Here is a 14,743-nt window from a genome sequence, read left to right as displayed (position 1 = left end):
CGCCGCTCCGCCCTCGGACTTGATCCGAAGGCCTGCCGTTACAAGGCTAGCGTTCGGAGTGCTCCTCTGGTCGCGCCCGAGAACGATTTGGGTGGCACCGGCTAAAGCGAGGAAATGATCTCCTCGATCAGCTTTTCAGTGTCCTCGCCGGCGCGGATGGCGATCTGGCCATCGAGCAGCAGCACGGCTAGGCCATGAACCTTGGCCCAGGCGGCCAGCGCCTTGATGCGTCCGGCCCGAACATCGCCCCCAACCAGATGGCGCAGCGTCTCGAAAGCGGCATCGGCCGCCATGCGCAGGCCCGGCCGGCCATCCTTCTTCAATTGCGGGGAAAACATCAGCCGGAACAGGTTCGCGTTCTGCAGGGCAAAAACCACATAGGTCTTGCCCATAGCCGCCATGGGATCGTCCGGAGCGCTAGCCGCCACGGCCTCCATGCGCGCGGCAAAGCGCTGGAAACCGGTGACCGCCAAGGCTTCGAGCAGCGCGGCGCGGCTGGCGAAATGCCGATAGGGTGCCGCCGGCGACACGCCCACCGCCCGCGCCAGATCGCGCAGGCCCAGCCCTGCCTCGCCCTCCTGCTCGAGAATGACCAGCGCCGCCTCCAGCAAAGCCTGGCGGAGATTGCCGTGGTGATAGGGGCTGTTGGACGCCGATGTTGACATTGTTTACATGTGCTTTCATATATGTGTGCACTGTTAACATCTCGAAGGTTCGGCAGCAATGGATTGGGATCTGGTTCTGGCCGGCGGGCACCACCTGGCCGTATTCACCCTGGTCGCGATTTTTGCGGCAGAGTTCGCCCTGGTGCGCCCGGGCCTGTCGGGCCAGCGCGTCACGCAATTGGCGCGGATCGACGGCGCCTATGGGGCCGTCGCCGTGCTGGTCATTGCCATTGGGCTCTTGCGCATCTTTTTCGGCGCTGTGGACCCCAGCTATTATTGGGGCAATCATGCCTTTTGGGGAAAGATGGGTGCATTCCTCATTGTGGGCCTGCTCAGCGTACCGCCTACCCTTGCCTATCGGCGCTGGGCAAAAGCAGGACAGGGCGACGCCAACTACGCGCCTTCAAATACCGAAATTGCAACAAGCCGGCGGTTCATCCACCTTCAGGCGTTATTTCTGGCCTTTATCCCGCTCTTTGCTGCCACCATGGCCCGCGGCTATGGGAGCTGAGTGGCGAAGGGTTTCCCGCACTGCCATGAGGATCAGGCCCAAACGGTTCTGCCCCGTGCCATCTGCACCGCAGCCCCAATAATAGTCCATGGGCGCGTTTTCCACGATCTGGCGATTGCCCGTCGCGAGCAACATTTCGGCCAACGCCGCATGGGTGGCAAACTTTGTCGTCACGGCGCGCTGCATGATCTCGTCGCGCACATCGTCCCAATCAGCCCTGATAGGCAAAGCGCGGGTCATGCCCAGGGCCTTGGCTTGTTTGGGCTGGGTGCAGCCCCTTATCCGTTCGCGATAGGTCGGATCGTCAAATTTCTGCGCCTGAAAATAGTGCTCGACGGTGCGCCACCACACATCGTCAATGGCCACGCCATAGGGCGCGAAATTGGAAAATTCCGCATAGGCCTCAGTCTGGGCATAAAAATAGATCGCGTCGGGGTCATATTGGGTCATGCCCCTTTATGCCCGCCGCCACCTGAACCCATGTTGAACGCCATCACGCCCGATTGGGCAGGGACGATTTAGGTTCGAATCCGCACCATTGGGATATCGGGCAGCGCCAGCATTCAGGTTTGCGCGCCTTGCAGATATAGCGGCCATGCAGGATCAGCCAGTGATGGGCATGGAGCATGAACCGCTCCGGCACCTGTTTGGCCAACGCCAGTTCCACCTCGAGCGGCGTCTTGCCCGGCGCCAGACCGGTGCGGTTGCTCACACGGAAAAGGTGGGTATCGACGGCAATGGTGGGCTGCTTGAAATAGATATTGAGCACCACATTGGCGGTCTTGCGGCCCACCCCGGGCAGGGCCTCGAGCGCGGCGCGATCGTCCGGCACCTCGCCGCCATGCTTGTCGATCAGCATCTGGGAGAGGGCGAAGACGTTCTTGGCCTTGCCGCGATAAAGCCCGATGGTCTTGATCAGTTCGGTGATCTGCTCGACCCCCAAAGCCACCATGGCGGCGGGTGTGGGGGCCAATTCGAACAGGCGTTTGGTCGCCTTATTAACGCCAACGTCGGTCGCCTGGGCCGAGAGCACTACAGCCACCAGCAGGGTAAAGGCATTGATATAGTCCAGTTCGCCCTTGGGCTCGGGCTCGATCTCGTGAAAGCGCGTAAAAATCGCCTCCGCATCGGCGCGATTGAGCTTTTTCACTTTTTTGACACTCGCCATTCTCTCGGCCCCGATTTTCTGCCAGTATTTCGGCCAAGAGGACACATGATGCAAGCCACCACAACCAGTCCGCTCTTTGCCGCGACGCTGCGACCGGACAGGTCCTTGCGTCTGGCGGGCGGTTGGCTCGGTCTGGTCCTGGCGGGCATCATCGCCGCGCCGTTCCTGATTACCATTCCCGAATTTGTCGTGCCCGGTCTCGCCGCCTTTGGGGCCGGCACCGCAGCGCTTGCCCTTTTGAGCCTGCGCCAGTCGCGCCGGAGGCGGACCAGCCAGCAGGTCACTCTCTGGCCCGATCAGATCGAGATCGCTACCATCTCTCCGGACCGGGAAAAGCTGCTACAGCGCTTCAATCCCACGCAGGTCCGCCTGCGTCTGGTCCGCGACAGTTTTGAGCGCACCACCGGGGTGTTCCTGCGAACGCCGGATGGCGAGCTGGCGCTGGGCGCATTTCTCTCCACGGCCGACAAATCGAGCTTTGCCCGGGCCTTTGGCGCTGCCCTGCGCAAGGCGCGCCGTTCGGCCTGAATTCGGTCAAATCCGGGTCGCACCGCGTTGCTGCGCCGGATAAAACGGTGCGGACCATTGCATGAAAGACCCGGACATGAACCAGCTCCTGACGCTGACGCCGGACAGCGATTACGACACCATCCGCGCCGCCATCCGCTATTTGAGCGAAAATGGCCCCGACGCCACCGATATGGCGCGCTTCTCCCGCGCGCTGGGCCTGACCGAGCGACAATTGACGGACCTCTTCCGCCGCTGGTGCGGCCTCAGCCCCAAAAGCTTCGCCCAGGCGGTCGCGCTCGATCACGCCAAGAGCCTTTTGCGCGAAAAGGCCAGCGTGCTCGACACCACCTATGAAGTGGGGCTCAGCTCCACCTCGCGGCTGCACGATCTTTTCGTCACCTATGAAGCCATGCCACCGGGCATCTTCCGCGCCCAGGGCGAGGGGCTGGACATGGTCTGGGGCGTCGCGCCATCGCCCTTCGGCACCGCCGTGGTCACGGCCACCGAATATGGCATTTCGGGCCTGGGCTTTGCCGATGCGGAGACCAGTATCGAGGATGCGCTTGCCGATCTCGCCAATCGCTGGCCCAAGGCCCGGTTCACCCGCAATGATGCCCGCATTGCCGCGCTCGCCGCCGGCATATTCGAGCCAGGCCGCTGGTCGCCGGATCACCCTGTGCGCGTGGTGCTGATCGGCACCGATTTCGAGGTCAAGGTCTGGGAAACGCTGCTCAAAATCCCCTGCGGCAAGGCCACCACCTATTCCAGCGTCGCCCAACATATCGGACGGCCCAGCGCTTCGCGGGCCGTCGGTGCCGCAGTGGGCAAGAATCCAATCAGCTTTGTCGTGCCCTGCCATCGCGTGGTCGGCACATCAGGCGCGCTGACCGGCTACCACTGGGGCGTGCCGCGCAAGCGGGCGATCCTGGGCTGGGAGGCCGGGGTGGTCTCGGCCGCGCATTGAGGGCTTTGCTTCACGTGAATCCGTGAAACCTTGCAGCGCCCCCTCACCGACTCGGCTTCGCCGAGCCACCTCTCCCCGATGGGGAGAGGAAAAGGAGTGGAGTTCGCCGCTATTCTTCTCCCCATCGGGGAGAAGGTGGCGCGCAGCGCCGGATGAGGGGGATGCCCCAGCCACCGACCCTAAAGCTTCACGCGCTCGACCAGTTTCCCATCCGGGCCGATCTTATAGGTGGTCGGCTCGCCGGTGCCGATCTCGCGGGCGAGAATTTCGTCCGGGGTCAGGCCTTCAATGGCCATGACCAAAGCACGCAGCGAATTGCCATGGGCGGCGACCAGAACGGTCTTGCCCTGCTTGAGCAGCGGCAGGATTTCGGCCTCGTAATAGGGCAGGGTGCGCGCCGCGGTATCCTTGAGGCTTTCGCCGCCCGGCGGGGGCACGTCGAAGGACCGGCGCCAGATATGGACCTGTTCCTCGCCCCACTTTTCGCGCGCATCGTCCTTGTTGAGGCCAGCCAGGTCACCATAGTCGCGCTCATTGAGGGCGATATTGCGGGTGATGGTGACGTTCTCGATGCCCATTTCCTCCAGCATCAGGTCCAGCGTGTGCTGGGCCCGGCGCAGGCCGGAGGTGAAGTAATAGTCCGGCACCACACCGGCGGCCTTAAGGGCCTTGCCGGTGGCGCGGGCCTCGCCTTCACCCTTTTCGGTCAGGTTCGGATTGCGCCAGCCGGTGAAGAGGTTCTTGAGGTTCCATTCGCTCTGGCCATGACGCACCAGGATCAGCGTACCGCTCATGTTTTGGTCCCTTGAATCGAGAAAGGTTCAGTCGTTGAGGCCGAGCACATCGGCCATGGAATAAAGGCCGGGCTTCTGCCCGGCAGCCCAGAGTGCCGCCTTGACCGCGCCATTGGCATAGATGGTGCGATCCTGGGCCCGATGGTTGAGTTCAATACGTTCGGACTGTCCGGCCAGGATCACCATGTGATCGCCAATGACATTGCCGCCGCGCAGGGTCGCAAAGCCGATCGTGTCCGCTTCGCGTGGGCCGGTATGGCCATCGCGCACCCGCACCGAATGGTCCTTCAAATTGATATTGCGGCCGCGCGCCGCCGCCTCGCCCAGCATCAGGGCGGTGCCCGAGGGAGCGTCGACTTTCTTGTTGTGGTGCATTTCGAGCACTTCGACATCATAGTCGCCAAGCGCCCGGGCCGCCTTTTCGACCAGCACCGTCAGGGCCACCATGCCGGGAGAAAAATTGCCCGATTTGACAATGCGCGCGCCTGCCACAGCGGCAGCGGCAATTGCTGCATCATCAGCCTCGGAACAGCCTGTGGTGCCGATAATATGGATGAGACCCTTTTTTGCGGCCAGTTCTGCCAGGGCGACGCTGGCCGTTGGGGCGGTGAAGTCGATAATGGCATCGGCATTGTCGAACAGTGCCCCAGCATCGTCGCTGACCGTCACACCAAGCGGCTCGAGCCCGGCCAGGCTTCCCGCGTCCTTGCCTATAGAGGCAGAACCGGCGCGGTCCAGCGCCCCAACCAGTTCCACATCGTCATGGGCGGCAATGGCGGCAATATTGGCCTGGCCCATGCGGCCGCCCGCCCCGGCCACGATGATGCGCAATCTGGTCATGCCATAAACTCCCTGCAATTGCCCTCGCCTATAGCAGCGCCACGCCGCGCCGCCAACCGGGATGCCCGGAACCTTTCGGCTGTGCTAGGATTGGCCAAAACAACAAGACCCAAACGGATCTGTTCATGACTCTTACCAATGTGCTGGCCGGGATTGCCGTGGAAGATCTCGGCCATTCGCTGGTCTGGTACGAATATTTGTTCGGCCGCCCGGCCGATGCGCGCACCATGGTCGATGTGGCCGAATGGAAATTGCCCGGTGGCGGCTGGGTGCATGTGATGAGCGATGAGGACCGGGCCGGGGCCAGCGTGGTCATGCTGATCGTGGACGATATTGCCGAAGAGCTGGCAAGGCTGGAACTGCATGGCATCAAGCCGGTGGCCAAGGCGATTGGCGACTTCTTCAAGACCGCCAAGCTCCGCGACCCCGACGGGAACCTGATCATCCTCAGCCAGCCGCAGCAGGGGACGTATTAGTAGTTTGTCCCGACAAACGCCGTGCCGCCCTCGGACTTGATCCGAGGGCCAATTGCGGCATCCATCGACCGGGCTTGGTCCCCCGGGTCAGGCCCGAGGACTTCGCTCAAAGCCGTTTCAGCTTCACCTCATCGACCCGGTGATCCTTGCCCTTTTTGAGAATCAGGTCGGCGCGGCCGCGGGTGGGCAGCACGTTTTCGAGCAGGTTGGGCAGGTTGATCGTCTCCCAGACATTGCGGCCGAAAACGCCCGCCTCTTCCTCGCTCATTTCCGAAAATTTGCGGAAAAAGGAGGTGGGGTCGCGGAAGGCGGTGTCGCGCAGACGGAAGAAGCGGGTGAGATACCAGTCGCGCAAGTCCTCGACATCAGCATCGATATAGATGGAAAAATCGATGAAGTCCGAGGCAAAGACAATCGGCTTGCCGTCGCGCGGCAATTCGCCGGGCTGGAGAATATTGAGCCCCTCGACGATGAGGATGTCCGGCCGGTCGATGATCACTTCCTCGCCCGGCACCACGTCATAGACCAGGTGCGAATAGACCGGCACCGCCACCTTGGACCGGCCCGATTTGATATCGCCCAGAAAATTGACGAAGCGGGCGCGGTCATAGCTTTCCGGAAAGCCCTTGCGCTGCATCAGCCCGCGCGCTTCGAGCACTTTGTTGGGATAGAGAAAGCCGTCGGTGGTCACAAGATCGACCTTGGGGCTCGAGGGCCAGCGCGAGAGAAGCGCGCGCAAAATGCGCGAGGTGGTCGATTTACCCACCGCTACGGAACCGGCGACGCCGATGATGAAGGGTACCTTGTCGCCCGGCGTATTGAGGAAGCGCGAAGACACGTGGTGCAGGCCCTGGATGGCCTCGACATAATAGGAGAGCAGGCGCGAAAGCGGCAGGTAAACCTCTTCGGCCTCGGCCAGCGAAATCGGGTCGGTCAGGGCGCGCAGCCGGTCGATATCTTCGGCCGTCAGCGTCATGGGCTGGCCGTTCCGGAGATCGCTCCACTGGTCCTTGGTGAAGGTGCGATAGGGGTCGAGGGCGGCGGGACGCTTGGCCATTACGACTTGGTCCCCCTTGCCGCCTTTTCGGCCAGGCCCGACTGGGCGGTACGGGCATCGAGCTCAGCCATGACCTCGGCGAGCGGCACGCCCTCGGCCTTCAGAACCACCAACAGATGATAGAGCAGGTCGGCGCTTTCCTTGACCAACTCGGCCCGGTCATGGGTCACCGCGGCAATCACCGCTTCGGTGGCTTCCTCACCCAGTTTCTGGGCGGCCTTGTTGATGCCGCGGGCGATCAGCTTGGCGGTATAGCTGTCCTCGGGCGAGGCGGCGGCGCGCAGGCCAATGCGCGCTTCAAGCTCTTCAAGGGTCATTGTCTGGTCTCCTCGGTGCGGACCATTGGCGAAAACGAAAGCCGCCTGCAATAGAACTTAAGCCGCCCTGCCAGCGGCTGCGTCGCGCCGCATGGCAATGCCATGCTCAGCCATATAGGCCTTGGCTTCAGGGATGGTGAAGGTGCCGAAATGGAAGATCGAGGCCGCCAGCACGGCGCTGGCATGGCCTTGTTTCACCCCATCGACCAGGTGCTGCAGCGTTCCCACACCGCCCGAGGCAATGACCGGTACTTCAACGCTATCGGCAATCGCGCGGGTCAGTTCGAGGTCGAATCCGGATTTGGTGCCGTCCCGATCCATCGAGGTCACCAGCAGTTCACCGGCGCCGCGTTCGACCATTTTTGCGGCAAATTCCACCGCATCGATGCCGGTCGGCTTGCGCCCGCCATGGGTATAAATCTCCCATTCGGAGCGATTGTCGCCACCCACCTTCAGGCCCAGCCGCTGCTTGGCGTCGACGGAAACCACAATGCATTGATTGCCGAATTTGTCGGCGGCGCGGGCGATGAAATCGGGGTCGTTCACCGCGGCCGAATTGATCGCCACCTTGTCCGCTCCGGCCAGCAAGAGCTTCCTGATATCCTCGATGCTGCGCACGCCCCCGCCTACCGTCACCGGCATGAAGCAATGTTCGGCGGTGCGCGCCACTACGTCGAAAATCGTGTCGCGGCCTTCATGGCTGGCGGTTATATCGAGAAAGGTCAACTCGTCCGCGCCCGCCGCGTCATAGGCCATGGCCGCCTCGACCGGATCGCCGGCATCGATCAGATCGACGAAATTGACACCCTTTACGACGCGGCCGCCGGCCACATCCAGGCAGGGAATGATGCGGGTCTTGAGGCTCACCGGCGGCTTCCTTCTTCGATTTGCGCGTCCTCGCTGCGCTGCGGGCGTCGCGGGCGGGCGACATCGAGGCAGGGAATGATTCTCGTTTTCAAACTCATGGTTTTGAAGCCTTCTGCATCCGCCCCCAGGCGATGCGATGGATAATCAGAATAACCAGCCAGACGATCAGCGCGCCACCGCCCAGGGGCAGGGTCGCCAGCGCAAACCAGCCCATGACGAAGAGCATATAGAGCGTTCCACCCCAATCGGCACCGCCGATCATGCAGGGATTGATCGATCCTTCATTGAGCACGCAGCCATTGGCCTCGGCCAGAAAGCCCCCGAGCAGCACCGAAAAGACCGGCGCCATCGCAAAGAGCAGGATGAGCACCAGCAGCAGCCAGTAGATCCACCAGGGGAATCGCACTGGCCGCTCCTCGTTCATGCCGCCCTCAATTTGGCCAGTGCTTCACGTGAATCAATGCGCCCGTCATAAAGCGCCCGGCCGGAAATGGCGCCTTCGAGCACCTGGTATTCGGGCCGCGTCATGCGCTCGATATCGTCCATGGACGCCAAGCCGCCCGAGGCAATGACCGGGATCGACGTCGCCCGCGCCAGCTCCAGGGTCGAACTCCAATTGATCCCGGCGAGCACGCCATCCCGATCGATATCGGTATAGATAATGGCAGCGACGCCCGCGCCCTCAAAGCGCTTGGCCAGCTCGATCACCGAAAGCTCTGAGGTTTCGGCCCAGCCCTCGACGGCCACCATGCCCTTGCGCGCATCGATGCCTACCGCGACCTGGCCGGGCCACTTCTTTGCGGCGTCCTTGACCAGCGCAGGATCGCGCACGGCAATGGTGCCGAGAATGACGCGGGCCAGGCCCTTGTCGAGCCAGTTCTCGATATGGGTCAGATTGCGGATGCCGCCGCCCAGCTGCACCGGAAATTTGACCGTCTTCAGGATGGCTTCGACGGCCGCGCCATTGACGCTTTCGCCGGCAAAGGCGCCGTTGAGATCGACGACGTGGAGATATTCGAATCCCTGGTCCTCGAACGACTTTGCCTGCGCAGCCGGATCGTCATTGAAGACGGTGGCCTGATCCATGTCGCCGAGCTTCAAACGCACGCATTGGCCATCCTTGAGGTCGATGGCAGGGAAGAGGATCACGGCGTCCACCTCATAAAATTCTCGATCAGCTTCAGGCCCAGCGCCTGGCTCTTTTCCGGGTGGAACTGGGTGCCGAAAATATTGTCGCGGCCGATACAGGCGGTCAGCGGGCCACCATAATCGGTGGTCGCGACCAGATGCGCCGGATCATCGGTCCTGAAATGATAGGAGTGGACGAAATAGGCATGCAGCCCATCGGGGCCGGTGGCGATCCCGTCGAGCAGGGCATGCGACCGTGTCGCGGCAATGGTGTTCCAGCCCATATGCGGGATTTTTAAAGCCGGGTCGGCTGGCGTGATTTTTTCCACCGCACCCGGAATCCAGCCCAGACCCTTGGTGACGACCTTTTCGCGGCCCTCGCTTGCCAGCAATTGCATGCCGACGCAGACGCCCAGAAACGGCACGCCGCCCTTGATGACGCGTTCATCGAGCGCGTCGATCATGCCCGACACGGCCTCGAGCCCGGCCATGCAATCGGCAAAGGCGCCGACGCCGGGCAGCATGATCCGGTCGGCCCTGCGCACCACTTCCGGATCGTCCGTCACGATCACTTCGGACCCATTGTCGAGCGCGGCGGCTACCCGCTCAAAGGCCTTGGCGGCAGAGCGCAGATTGCCTGCGCCATAATCGATAATGGCGACGCTGCTCATGCCTGATCCTCCAGAGCGGCAATCCGGGCCAGGTCCGGGTCACTGGCGAAGCGATAGCCGGCCTTGGCATAGCCACGCCGGCCAAGCGCGCGTTGCCGCGCTGCGGGTGCGGCAAAGCCACAGGCGATGGCCAGCAGGATATAGAGCCAGATCACCGCATCGGCCCCAGTAAAGGGGGCGGCAAAACCCAGCGCCACGATCCCCAGCACATAGAGCACCAACTGCCCCCAGAGCCGATGGGCCAGCGCATGCACGGGCGGCAGCAAGGCGGCGAACCACGAAAATTTCTCCGGCACAGCCCTTGGGAGGGCACCCGCATCGGATCTGAGAATGGCGTAGAGGGTCAATTGGGGACACTCCAAGGGCAAGATGGGGTCCCCTTAGTGCAAAATGCGCAGAGGGGGAAGGGCGGAGCGTACCGCCTCGTGGTTCGAGGCCACGCTTCGCTCCGCGCCTCACCATCAGGGCTTCCAAAACTTTGGTGCTTCGGAAGCCCTCATCCTGAGGTGCCGCACAGCGGCCTCGAAAGACGAGGGCGCTCACCAGTCAAAAATGCTACAGCACGCCTTTGGTGCTGGGCACCCGGTCGGCGGCACGCGGATCGATTTCGACGGCCTCGCGCAGGGCCCGGGCCACCGCCTTGAACATGGATTCGGCCAGGTGGTGATTGTTGTCGAAATAGGCGTTTTCGATATGGAGCGTGATGCCCGCATTGGTGGCGAAGGCCTGGAAGAATTCGCGGAAGAGTTCGGTATCGATCTCGCCGATCTTGTTTTGCGAAAACTCGGCTTTGAACACGAGAAAGGCGCGGCCGGACACGTCCAGCGCCGCGCGTGTCAGCGTGCCGTCCATGGGCAGGTCGCAGGAGGCATAGCGGCGAATGCCTTTCTTGTCGCCCAGCGCATCGCGGATGGCCTGACCCAGCGCAATGCCGACATCTTCCACACTGTGATGGAAATCGATGTGCAGGTCGCCCTTGCAGGTCACCTCCATATCGATCAGCGAATGACGGCTGAGCTGGTCGAGCATGTGGTCGAAAAAGCCCACGCCGGTCTGCATCTTGTGTGCGCCAGTGCCATCGAGATTGATCGAGACGGAAATCTCGGTCTCGTTGGTCTTGCGGGCAATCTTGGCGGTGCGCATGGCAGGTCTCCGAAATTCGGCGTTCCCTAGCAGATAGGCAGCATCGCGTGAAGATTGGGTTTAGCAGGTCATTCTCGGGACTCCGCTCTTACAATAATACCCCGCGAGGCGCTGACCGTCGTGCGGCGCAAAGGCACGTCTGTTGCAATCTGGGTTCGCACCCCTAAATATCAGCCAACAGTTCGGAGTATTCTTCTCGATGAGTGACAATAATTTCCCCGGCTGGCACGGCACGACCATCGTTTCGGTCCGCAAGGGCAATAAGGTGGTGGTGGCCGGTGACGGCCAGGTTTCCATGGGCCAGACGGTGATGAAGCATACCGCCAAAAAGGTGCGGCGCCTGGCCAATGGCAAGGTGATCGGCGGCTTTGCCGGCTCGACCGCCGATGCCTTTACCCTGTTCGAGCGCCTCGAAACCAAGCTCGAGCAATATCCCGACCAGTTGATGCGGGCGGCCGTCGAACTGGCCAAGGACTGGCGCACCGATCGCTACCTGCGCAAGCTCGAGGCCATGATGATCGTGGCCGACAAGACCGACACCCTTGTGTTGACCGGCACGGGCGATGTGCTGACCCCCGATCACGGCGTTATCGCCATCGGCTCGGGCGGCAATTACGCCCATTCGGCGGCGCTGGCCTTGCATCAGGCCACCGAGCTCGATGCCGAGGAAATCGCCCGCCGCGCCATGAAGATTGCCGAAGAGATCTGCGTCTATACCAATGGCAATGTGACGGTCGAAACCATCGAGCTTTGAGCCAGTGACCTATACCATACGCCGCCTTGGCCCGAGCGACGCCGCCGCCTATCGCGCCATAAGGCACGAAGCGCTGGCAAATCACCCGGAAGCCTTTGTTTCGACCGCCGAGGGTTTTGCGCAGAAGTCGGATGACGAGATCGTGCAGACGCTTGAGGCGCTGACCATATTCGGCGCCGTCCTACCCGATGGTACTCTTGGCGGCATCAATGCGTTTTTGCGCAATGAAGGGGCCAAGGAACGCCATCGCGGCTGGATGATCCAGGTCTATGTGCGGCCCGATCAGCGCGGCACCGGCATGGCGCAGGCCCTGGTCGAGCATCTGGTGGAGCATGCCAGGCACCATGTGCTGCAACTCCATCTCGGCGTCTGGTCGGAAAATGTCCCGGCCATCAAACTGTATCAGCGGCTCGGTTTTGAAACCTATGGCACCGAACCCCGCTACCTCTTCGTGAACGGTCGATTTATCGACGAACACCTGATGGTGCGCTTCCTGGATTCAGATGGGTCCGACAGCAAGGCACCTGGAGCATAACAATGAGTGAAACCAATTTTTCCCCGCGCGAGATCGTCTCTGAGCTCGACCGCCATATTGTGGGCCAGGCCGATGCCAAGCGCGCCGTTGCCGTGGCCCTCCGGAATCGCTGGCGCCGGCAGCAGCTGTCGCCCGATCTTCGCCGCGAGGTCACGCCGAAGAATATCCTGATGATCGGGCCGACCGGTGTCGGCAAGACCGAGATTTCGCGCCGCCTGGCCCGCCTGGCCCAGGCGCCCTTCGTCAAGGTGGAGGCCACCAAATTTACCGAAGTCGGCTATGTCGGCCGCGATGTCGAGCAGATTGTGCGCGACCTGGTCGAGGCCGGGATCACCGTCCTGCGCGACAAGCGCCGACGCGATGTGCAGGCCCAGGCCCATCACAATGCTGAAGAGCGCGTTCTCGATGCGCTGGTCGGCACTTCGGCCACGCCCTCGACCCGCGACAGCTTCCGCCTCAAGCTCCGCAATAACGAGCTCGACGACAAGGATATCGAGATCGAAATGCAGCCCTCGCCGGGCGCTGGCGGGTTTGAAATTCCCGGCATGCCCAATGGCGGCATTGGCATGATCAATCTATCGGACATGTTCAAGCAGGCCATGGGCGGGCGCGGGGTCAAGCGCAAGATCAAGGTCAAGGATGCCTACGAGCCGCTGGTGGCTGAAGAGGCCGACAAATTGCTCGATCAGGACCAGCTCAAGGCCGAAGCGGTGGAGCTGGTGGAAAATCACGGCATTGTCTTTATCGATGAGATCGACAAGGTCGCGGCCCGCGAGGGCGGGGTTCAGGGCGGGCCGTCGCGTGAAGGCGTGCAGCGCGATCTCTTGCCGCTGATCGAAGGCACGACCGTTGCGACCAAATATGGACCGGTCAAGACCGACCATATCCTCTTTATCGCCTCGGGCGCCTTCCATGTCTCAAAGCCCAGCGACCTCCTGCCCGAGCTGCAGGGCCGCCTGCCGATCCGGGTCGAATTGCAGGCCCTGACCCGCGAGGACTTTATCGGCATTCTCAACGACACCGAGGCGAGCCTGATCAAGCAATATGTGGCGCTGATGGCAACCGAGGGGGTCACCCTTTCGGTTACCCCGGATGCCATCGACGCGATCGCCGATGCGGCGGTCAAGGTCAATTCCAGCGTCGAGAATATCGGCGCGCGGCGCCTGCAGACGGTAATGGAACGGCTGGTCGAGGAAATTTCCTTCGACGCACCGGATAAGGCCGGACAGACCGTGACCATCGACGCCGCCTTTGTGAAGGACAAGGTCGGCGTGTTGGCCGGCGATACGGATCTTTCCAAGTTCGTGCTGTAGGACGCATCCGCGCCTTCGCCTCCCTCCCCTCAAGGGCGAGGGAGCGCACCCTACCAAGCCTGGCATTCGGACTACCGCTTCTTGCCGGCCCGCTTGACCACTTCATCGCGCAGGAATTTCAGGTCCTCGGGGCCCAACCGGCTGATATCATCGCGCAGGCGATTGGCGAGTTCGGTAGCCTCCGGGCTCATGCCGCCGGTATCGATCGTGACCTTGGGATCGGAGATTTCGGCCAGGCGCTGCAGCTCTTCGGCCTCGTCCCAGATGACGTTGAAAAAGGCGATGATGCGATGGAGGAGAAAGGATGTGGGCTGGCCGCGCTTGCCATGCTCCAGCGCCGAGAGATAGGCGCTCGAAACGTTAAGCGCCGCTGCCATTTCCTTCAAGGAAATGGCGCGCGCCTCGCGCATGGCCCGCAATTTGGCGCCGAGCGGGGTCATTGCCGCCTCAGGCGCACATACCACGCCCCCTCTCCGCCATGGCCGCGTGCCGCCACGCTCCAGCCCGAGACCAGATGCGACAGGCCCGGTTCGGACAGCCAGATGGGCAGCATGGTGCGCAAAATGCCGCGCTCGGTCATGGCGGCGATATAGTCATTGTCGGTGCGCGCGCCTTTGCCGGTGATCACCAGAATTGTTCTATCCCCGCGTGCAGCGCGGGCCCCAATATAGCGGCGCAAAGCGTCACGTGCTTCGCTCTGGGTCATGCCATGCAGGTCTATTTTTCCGTCGATCTCGATCCGTCCCCGCCGGACCTTCTTGTGAATGGCCGGATCGACGGCGCGCTCGGCGCTCGACGAACCCGGTGCGGGCGCCTGATAGGACGGCAGGAAGGATTTTCCCGCTCTGAGCGGTTTCGGCGGCGCTTTGACCAGAGGTTCGGGATCGGCCTCCGGCACCGGCAGGGTGCCCGAACCAAGCTTGAGCAGGCCCTTACGCCGCAGCGGCTCTACCGTTGCGGCAACCGAAGTCCAGAGATGGAAATCATGCGGCAGGCGTTTCGAGCCACGCTTGGACATTGTCTGGCCTGC

22 protein-coding genes are annotated in these 14,743 nt (G+C 62.3%); 7 read left to right on the top strand and 15 right to left on the bottom strand.

Annotated features, from left to right (window positions below; all coding sequences use genetic code 11):
* Positions 1–101: 101 nt before the first annotated feature.
* On the bottom strand, positions 102–665 hold the full coding sequence (locus V8Z65_RS17780; RefSeq protein WP_338721494.1) for a TetR/AcrR family transcriptional regulator: 564 nt from the start codon (positions 663–665) through the stop codon (positions 102–104).
* Positions 666–723: 58 nt separating this feature from the next.
* Between V8Z65_RS17780 and V8Z65_RS17775 the strand changes: the two genes are divergently transcribed.
* Positions 724–1,176 carry a DUF2214 family protein gene (locus V8Z65_RS17775; RefSeq protein WP_338721492.1) on the top strand — a complete coding sequence of 151 codons (453 nt, stop codon included), beginning with the start codon at positions 724–726 and terminating at the stop codon, positions 1,174–1,176.
* Here the strand turns inward: V8Z65_RS17775 and V8Z65_RS17770 are convergent.
* Together V8Z65_RS17770 and nth are read right to left on the bottom strand one after the other, a co-directional pair.
* Entirely contained in the window at positions 1,117–1,626 is a 510-nt protein-coding gene (locus V8Z65_RS17770; protein ID WP_338721491.1) for an NADAR family protein, read from the bottom strand. The genes V8Z65_RS17775 and V8Z65_RS17770 overlap by 60 nt on opposite strands.
* A gap of 43 nt (positions 1,627–1,669) precedes the next feature.
* A complete protein-coding gene (gene nth / locus V8Z65_RS17765; RefSeq protein ID WP_338721490.1) occupies positions 1,670–2,344 on the bottom strand; it encodes an endonuclease III in 675 nt (224 codons plus the stop codon).
* A 45-nt stretch (positions 2,345–2,389) separates the two neighbouring features.
* Between nth and V8Z65_RS17760 the strand changes: the two genes are divergently transcribed.
* Positions 2,390–2,872: a DUF2244 domain-containing protein gene (locus V8Z65_RS17760; protein ID WP_338721489.1), complete on the top strand. Its 483-nt coding sequence runs from the start codon at positions 2,390–2,392 to the stop codon at positions 2,870–2,872.
* Between the two features lie 76 nt (positions 2,873–2,948).
* Positions 2,949–3,818 carry a bifunctional helix-turn-helix domain-containing protein/methylated-DNA--[protein]-cysteine S-methyltransferase gene (locus V8Z65_RS17755; protein WP_338721488.1) on the top strand — a complete coding sequence of 290 codons (870 nt, stop codon included), beginning with the start codon at positions 2,949–2,951 and terminating at the stop codon, positions 3,816–3,818.
* A gap of 179 nt (positions 3,819–3,997) precedes the next feature.
* On the opposite strand, the gene V8Z65_RS17750 is transcribed toward V8Z65_RS17755, so the two are convergent.
* Positions 3,998–4,612: a 2,3-bisphosphoglycerate-dependent phosphoglycerate mutase gene (locus V8Z65_RS17750; RefSeq protein ID WP_338721487.1), complete on the bottom strand. Its 615-nt coding sequence runs from the start codon at positions 4,610–4,612 to the stop codon at positions 3,998–4,000.
* Between the two features lie 27 nt (positions 4,613–4,639).
* Positions 4,640–5,452 (bottom strand): 4-hydroxy-tetrahydrodipicolinate reductase, encoded by an 813-nt coding sequence (gene dapB, locus V8Z65_RS17745; protein ID WP_338721486.1) that lies wholly within the window; start codon positions 5,450–5,452, stop codon positions 4,640–4,642.
* A 125-nt stretch (positions 5,453–5,577) separates the two neighbouring features.
* On the opposite strand from dapB, the gene V8Z65_RS17740 reads away from it, so the two are divergent.
* Positions 5,578–5,928 carry a VOC family protein gene (locus V8Z65_RS17740; RefSeq protein WP_220305314.1) on the top strand — a complete coding sequence of 117 codons (351 nt, stop codon included), beginning with the start codon at positions 5,578–5,580 and terminating at the stop codon, positions 5,926–5,928.
* 106 nt (positions 5,929–6,034) lie between these two features.
* On the opposite strand, the gene coaA is transcribed toward V8Z65_RS17740, so the two are convergent.
* The 8 genes from coaA to hisB form a co-directional block, all read right to left on the bottom strand.
* Complete coding sequence (gene coaA / locus V8Z65_RS17735; protein ID WP_338721485.1) at positions 6,035–6,985, bottom strand: type I pantothenate kinase; 951 nt, start codon at positions 6,983–6,985, stop codon at positions 6,035–6,037.
* A complete protein-coding gene (locus tag V8Z65_RS17730) occupies positions 6,985–7,302 on the bottom strand; it encodes a phosphoribosyl-ATP diphosphatase (protein WP_338721484.1) in 318 nt (105 codons plus the stop codon). The genes coaA and V8Z65_RS17730 overlap by 1 nt, the downstream gene beginning before the upstream one ends.
* A gap of 57 nt (positions 7,303–7,359) precedes the next feature.
* A complete protein-coding gene (gene hisF, locus V8Z65_RS17725) occupies positions 7,360–8,169 on the bottom strand; it encodes an imidazole glycerol phosphate synthase subunit HisF (protein WP_338721483.1) in 810 nt (269 codons plus the stop codon).
* Between the two features lie 94 nt (positions 8,170–8,263).
* Entirely contained in the window at positions 8,264–8,575 is a 312-nt protein-coding gene (locus V8Z65_RS17720; RefSeq protein WP_338721481.1) for a hypothetical protein, read from the bottom strand.
* 14 nt (positions 8,576–8,589) lie between these two features.
* Positions 8,590–9,318, bottom strand: coding sequence for a 1-(5-phosphoribosyl)-5-[(5-phosphoribosylamino)methylideneamino]imidazole-4-carboxamide isomerase (gene hisA, locus V8Z65_RS17715; protein ID WP_338724070.1), 729 nt, complete (start codon positions 9,316–9,318; stop codon positions 8,590–8,592).
* Positions 9,315–9,968 (bottom strand): imidazole glycerol phosphate synthase subunit HisH, encoded by a 654-nt coding sequence (gene hisH / locus V8Z65_RS17710; protein WP_338721479.1) that lies wholly within the window; start codon positions 9,966–9,968, stop codon positions 9,315–9,317. The genes hisA and hisH overlap by 4 nt, the downstream gene beginning before the upstream one ends.
* Positions 9,965–10,315 carry a DUF2628 domain-containing protein gene (locus tag V8Z65_RS17705; RefSeq protein WP_338721477.1) on the bottom strand — a complete coding sequence of 117 codons (351 nt, stop codon included), beginning with the start codon at positions 10,313–10,315 and terminating at the stop codon, positions 9,965–9,967. Before V8Z65_RS17705 ends, hisH begins: the two co-directional genes overlap by 4 nt.
* Before the next feature lie 208 nt (positions 10,316–10,523).
* Positions 10,524–11,111, bottom strand: coding sequence for an imidazoleglycerol-phosphate dehydratase HisB (gene hisB / locus V8Z65_RS17700; protein WP_338721476.1), 588 nt, complete (start codon positions 11,109–11,111; stop codon positions 10,524–10,526).
* A 199-nt stretch (positions 11,112–11,310) separates the two neighbouring features.
* On the opposite strand from hisB, the gene hslV reads away from it, so the two are divergent.
* Genes hslV through hslU form a run of 3 tightly spaced genes read left to right on the top strand, consistent with a single transcriptional unit; the run spans position 11,311 to position 13,713 of the window.
* Positions 11,311–11,865 carry an ATP-dependent protease subunit HslV gene (gene hslV / locus V8Z65_RS17695; RefSeq protein WP_338721474.1) on the top strand — a complete coding sequence of 185 codons (555 nt, stop codon included), beginning with the start codon at positions 11,311–11,313 and terminating at the stop codon, positions 11,863–11,865.
* Between the two features lie 4 nt (positions 11,866–11,869).
* Positions 11,870–12,400 carry a GNAT family N-acetyltransferase gene (locus tag V8Z65_RS17690; RefSeq protein WP_338721472.1) on the top strand — a complete coding sequence of 177 codons (531 nt, stop codon included), beginning with the start codon at positions 11,870–11,872 and terminating at the stop codon, positions 12,398–12,400.
* Between the two features lie 2 nt (positions 12,401–12,402).
* Entirely contained in the window at positions 12,403–13,713 is a 1,311-nt protein-coding gene (gene hslU, locus V8Z65_RS17685) for an ATP-dependent protease ATPase subunit HslU (protein ID WP_338721470.1), read from the top strand.
* Between the two features lie 71 nt (positions 13,714–13,784).
* On the opposite strand, the gene V8Z65_RS17680 is transcribed toward hslU, so the two are convergent.
* On the bottom strand, positions 13,785–14,153 hold the full coding sequence (locus V8Z65_RS17680; protein WP_338721469.1) for a helix-turn-helix transcriptional regulator: 369 nt from the start codon (positions 14,151–14,153) through the stop codon (positions 13,785–13,787).
* Entirely contained in the window at positions 14,150–14,731 is a 582-nt protein-coding gene (locus tag V8Z65_RS17675; RefSeq protein WP_338721468.1) for a Smr/MutS family protein, read from the bottom strand. The genes V8Z65_RS17680 and V8Z65_RS17675 overlap by 4 nt, the downstream gene beginning before the upstream one ends.
* Between the last annotated feature and the right edge of the window lie 12 nt (positions 14,732–14,743).

Source organism: Devosia sp. XK-2, from assembly GCF_037113415.1.
GTDB lineage: Bacteria > Pseudomonadota > Alphaproteobacteria > Rhizobiales > Devosiaceae > Devosia.
Note: the sequence above shows the minus strand (reverse complement) of the source record. Positions and strands in the feature narration are given on the sequence as shown.

Coding starts and splice junctions, on each gene's coding strand:
- nth (WP_338721490.1), bottom strand. CDS start 2,344: ATGGCGAGTGTCAAAAAAGTGAAAAAGCTCAATCGCGCCGATGCGGAG.
- coaA (WP_338721485.1), bottom strand. CDS start 6,985: ATGGCCAAGCGTCCCGCCGCCCTCGACCCCTATCGCACCTTCACCAAG.
- V8Z65_RS17780 (WP_338721494.1), bottom strand. CDS start 665: ATGTCAACATCGGCGTCCAACAGCCCCTATCACCACGGCAATCTCCGC.
- hslV (WP_338721474.1), top strand. CDS start 11,311: ATGAGTGACAATAATTTCCCCGGCTGGCACGGCACGACCATCGTTTCG.
- hslU (WP_338721470.1), top strand. CDS start 12,403: ATGAGTGAAACCAATTTTTCCCCGCGCGAGATCGTCTCTGAGCTCGAC.
- V8Z65_RS17760 (WP_338721489.1), top strand. CDS start 2,390: ATGATGCAAGCCACCACAACCAGTCCGCTCTTTGCCGCGACGCTGCGA.
- dapB (WP_338721486.1), bottom strand. CDS start 5,452: ATGACCAGATTGCGCATCATCGTGGCCGGGGCGGGCGGCCGCATGGGC.
- V8Z65_RS17755 (WP_338721488.1), top strand. CDS start 2,949: ATGAACCAGCTCCTGACGCTGACGCCGGACAGCGATTACGACACCATC.
- hisH (WP_338721479.1), bottom strand. CDS start 9,968: ATGAGCAGCGTCGCCATTATCGATTATGGCGCAGGCAATCTGCGCTCT.
- V8Z65_RS17680 (WP_338721469.1), bottom strand. CDS start 14,153: ATGACCCCGCTCGGCGCCAAATTGCGGGCCATGCGCGAGGCGCGCGCC.
- V8Z65_RS17775 (WP_338721492.1), top strand. CDS start 724: ATGGATTGGGATCTGGTTCTGGCCGGCGGGCACCACCTGGCCGTATTC.
- V8Z65_RS17730 (WP_338721484.1), bottom strand. CDS start 7,302: ATGACCCTTGAAGAGCTTGAAGCGCGCATTGGCCTGCGCGCCGCCGCC.
- V8Z65_RS17675 (WP_338721468.1), bottom strand. CDS start 14,731: ATGTCCAAGCGTGGCTCGAAACGCCTGCCGCATGATTTCCATCTCTGG.
- V8Z65_RS17750 (WP_338721487.1), bottom strand. CDS start 4,612: ATGAGCGGTACGCTGATCCTGGTGCGTCATGGCCAGAGCGAATGGAAC.
- V8Z65_RS17770 (WP_338721491.1), bottom strand. CDS start 1,626: ATGACCCAATATGACCCCGACGCGATCTATTTTTATGCCCAGACTGAG.
- hisB (WP_338721476.1), bottom strand. CDS start 11,111: ATGCGCACCGCCAAGATTGCCCGCAAGACCAACGAGACCGAGATTTCC.
- V8Z65_RS17740 (WP_220305314.1), top strand. CDS start 5,578: ATGACTCTTACCAATGTGCTGGCCGGGATTGCCGTGGAAGATCTCGGC.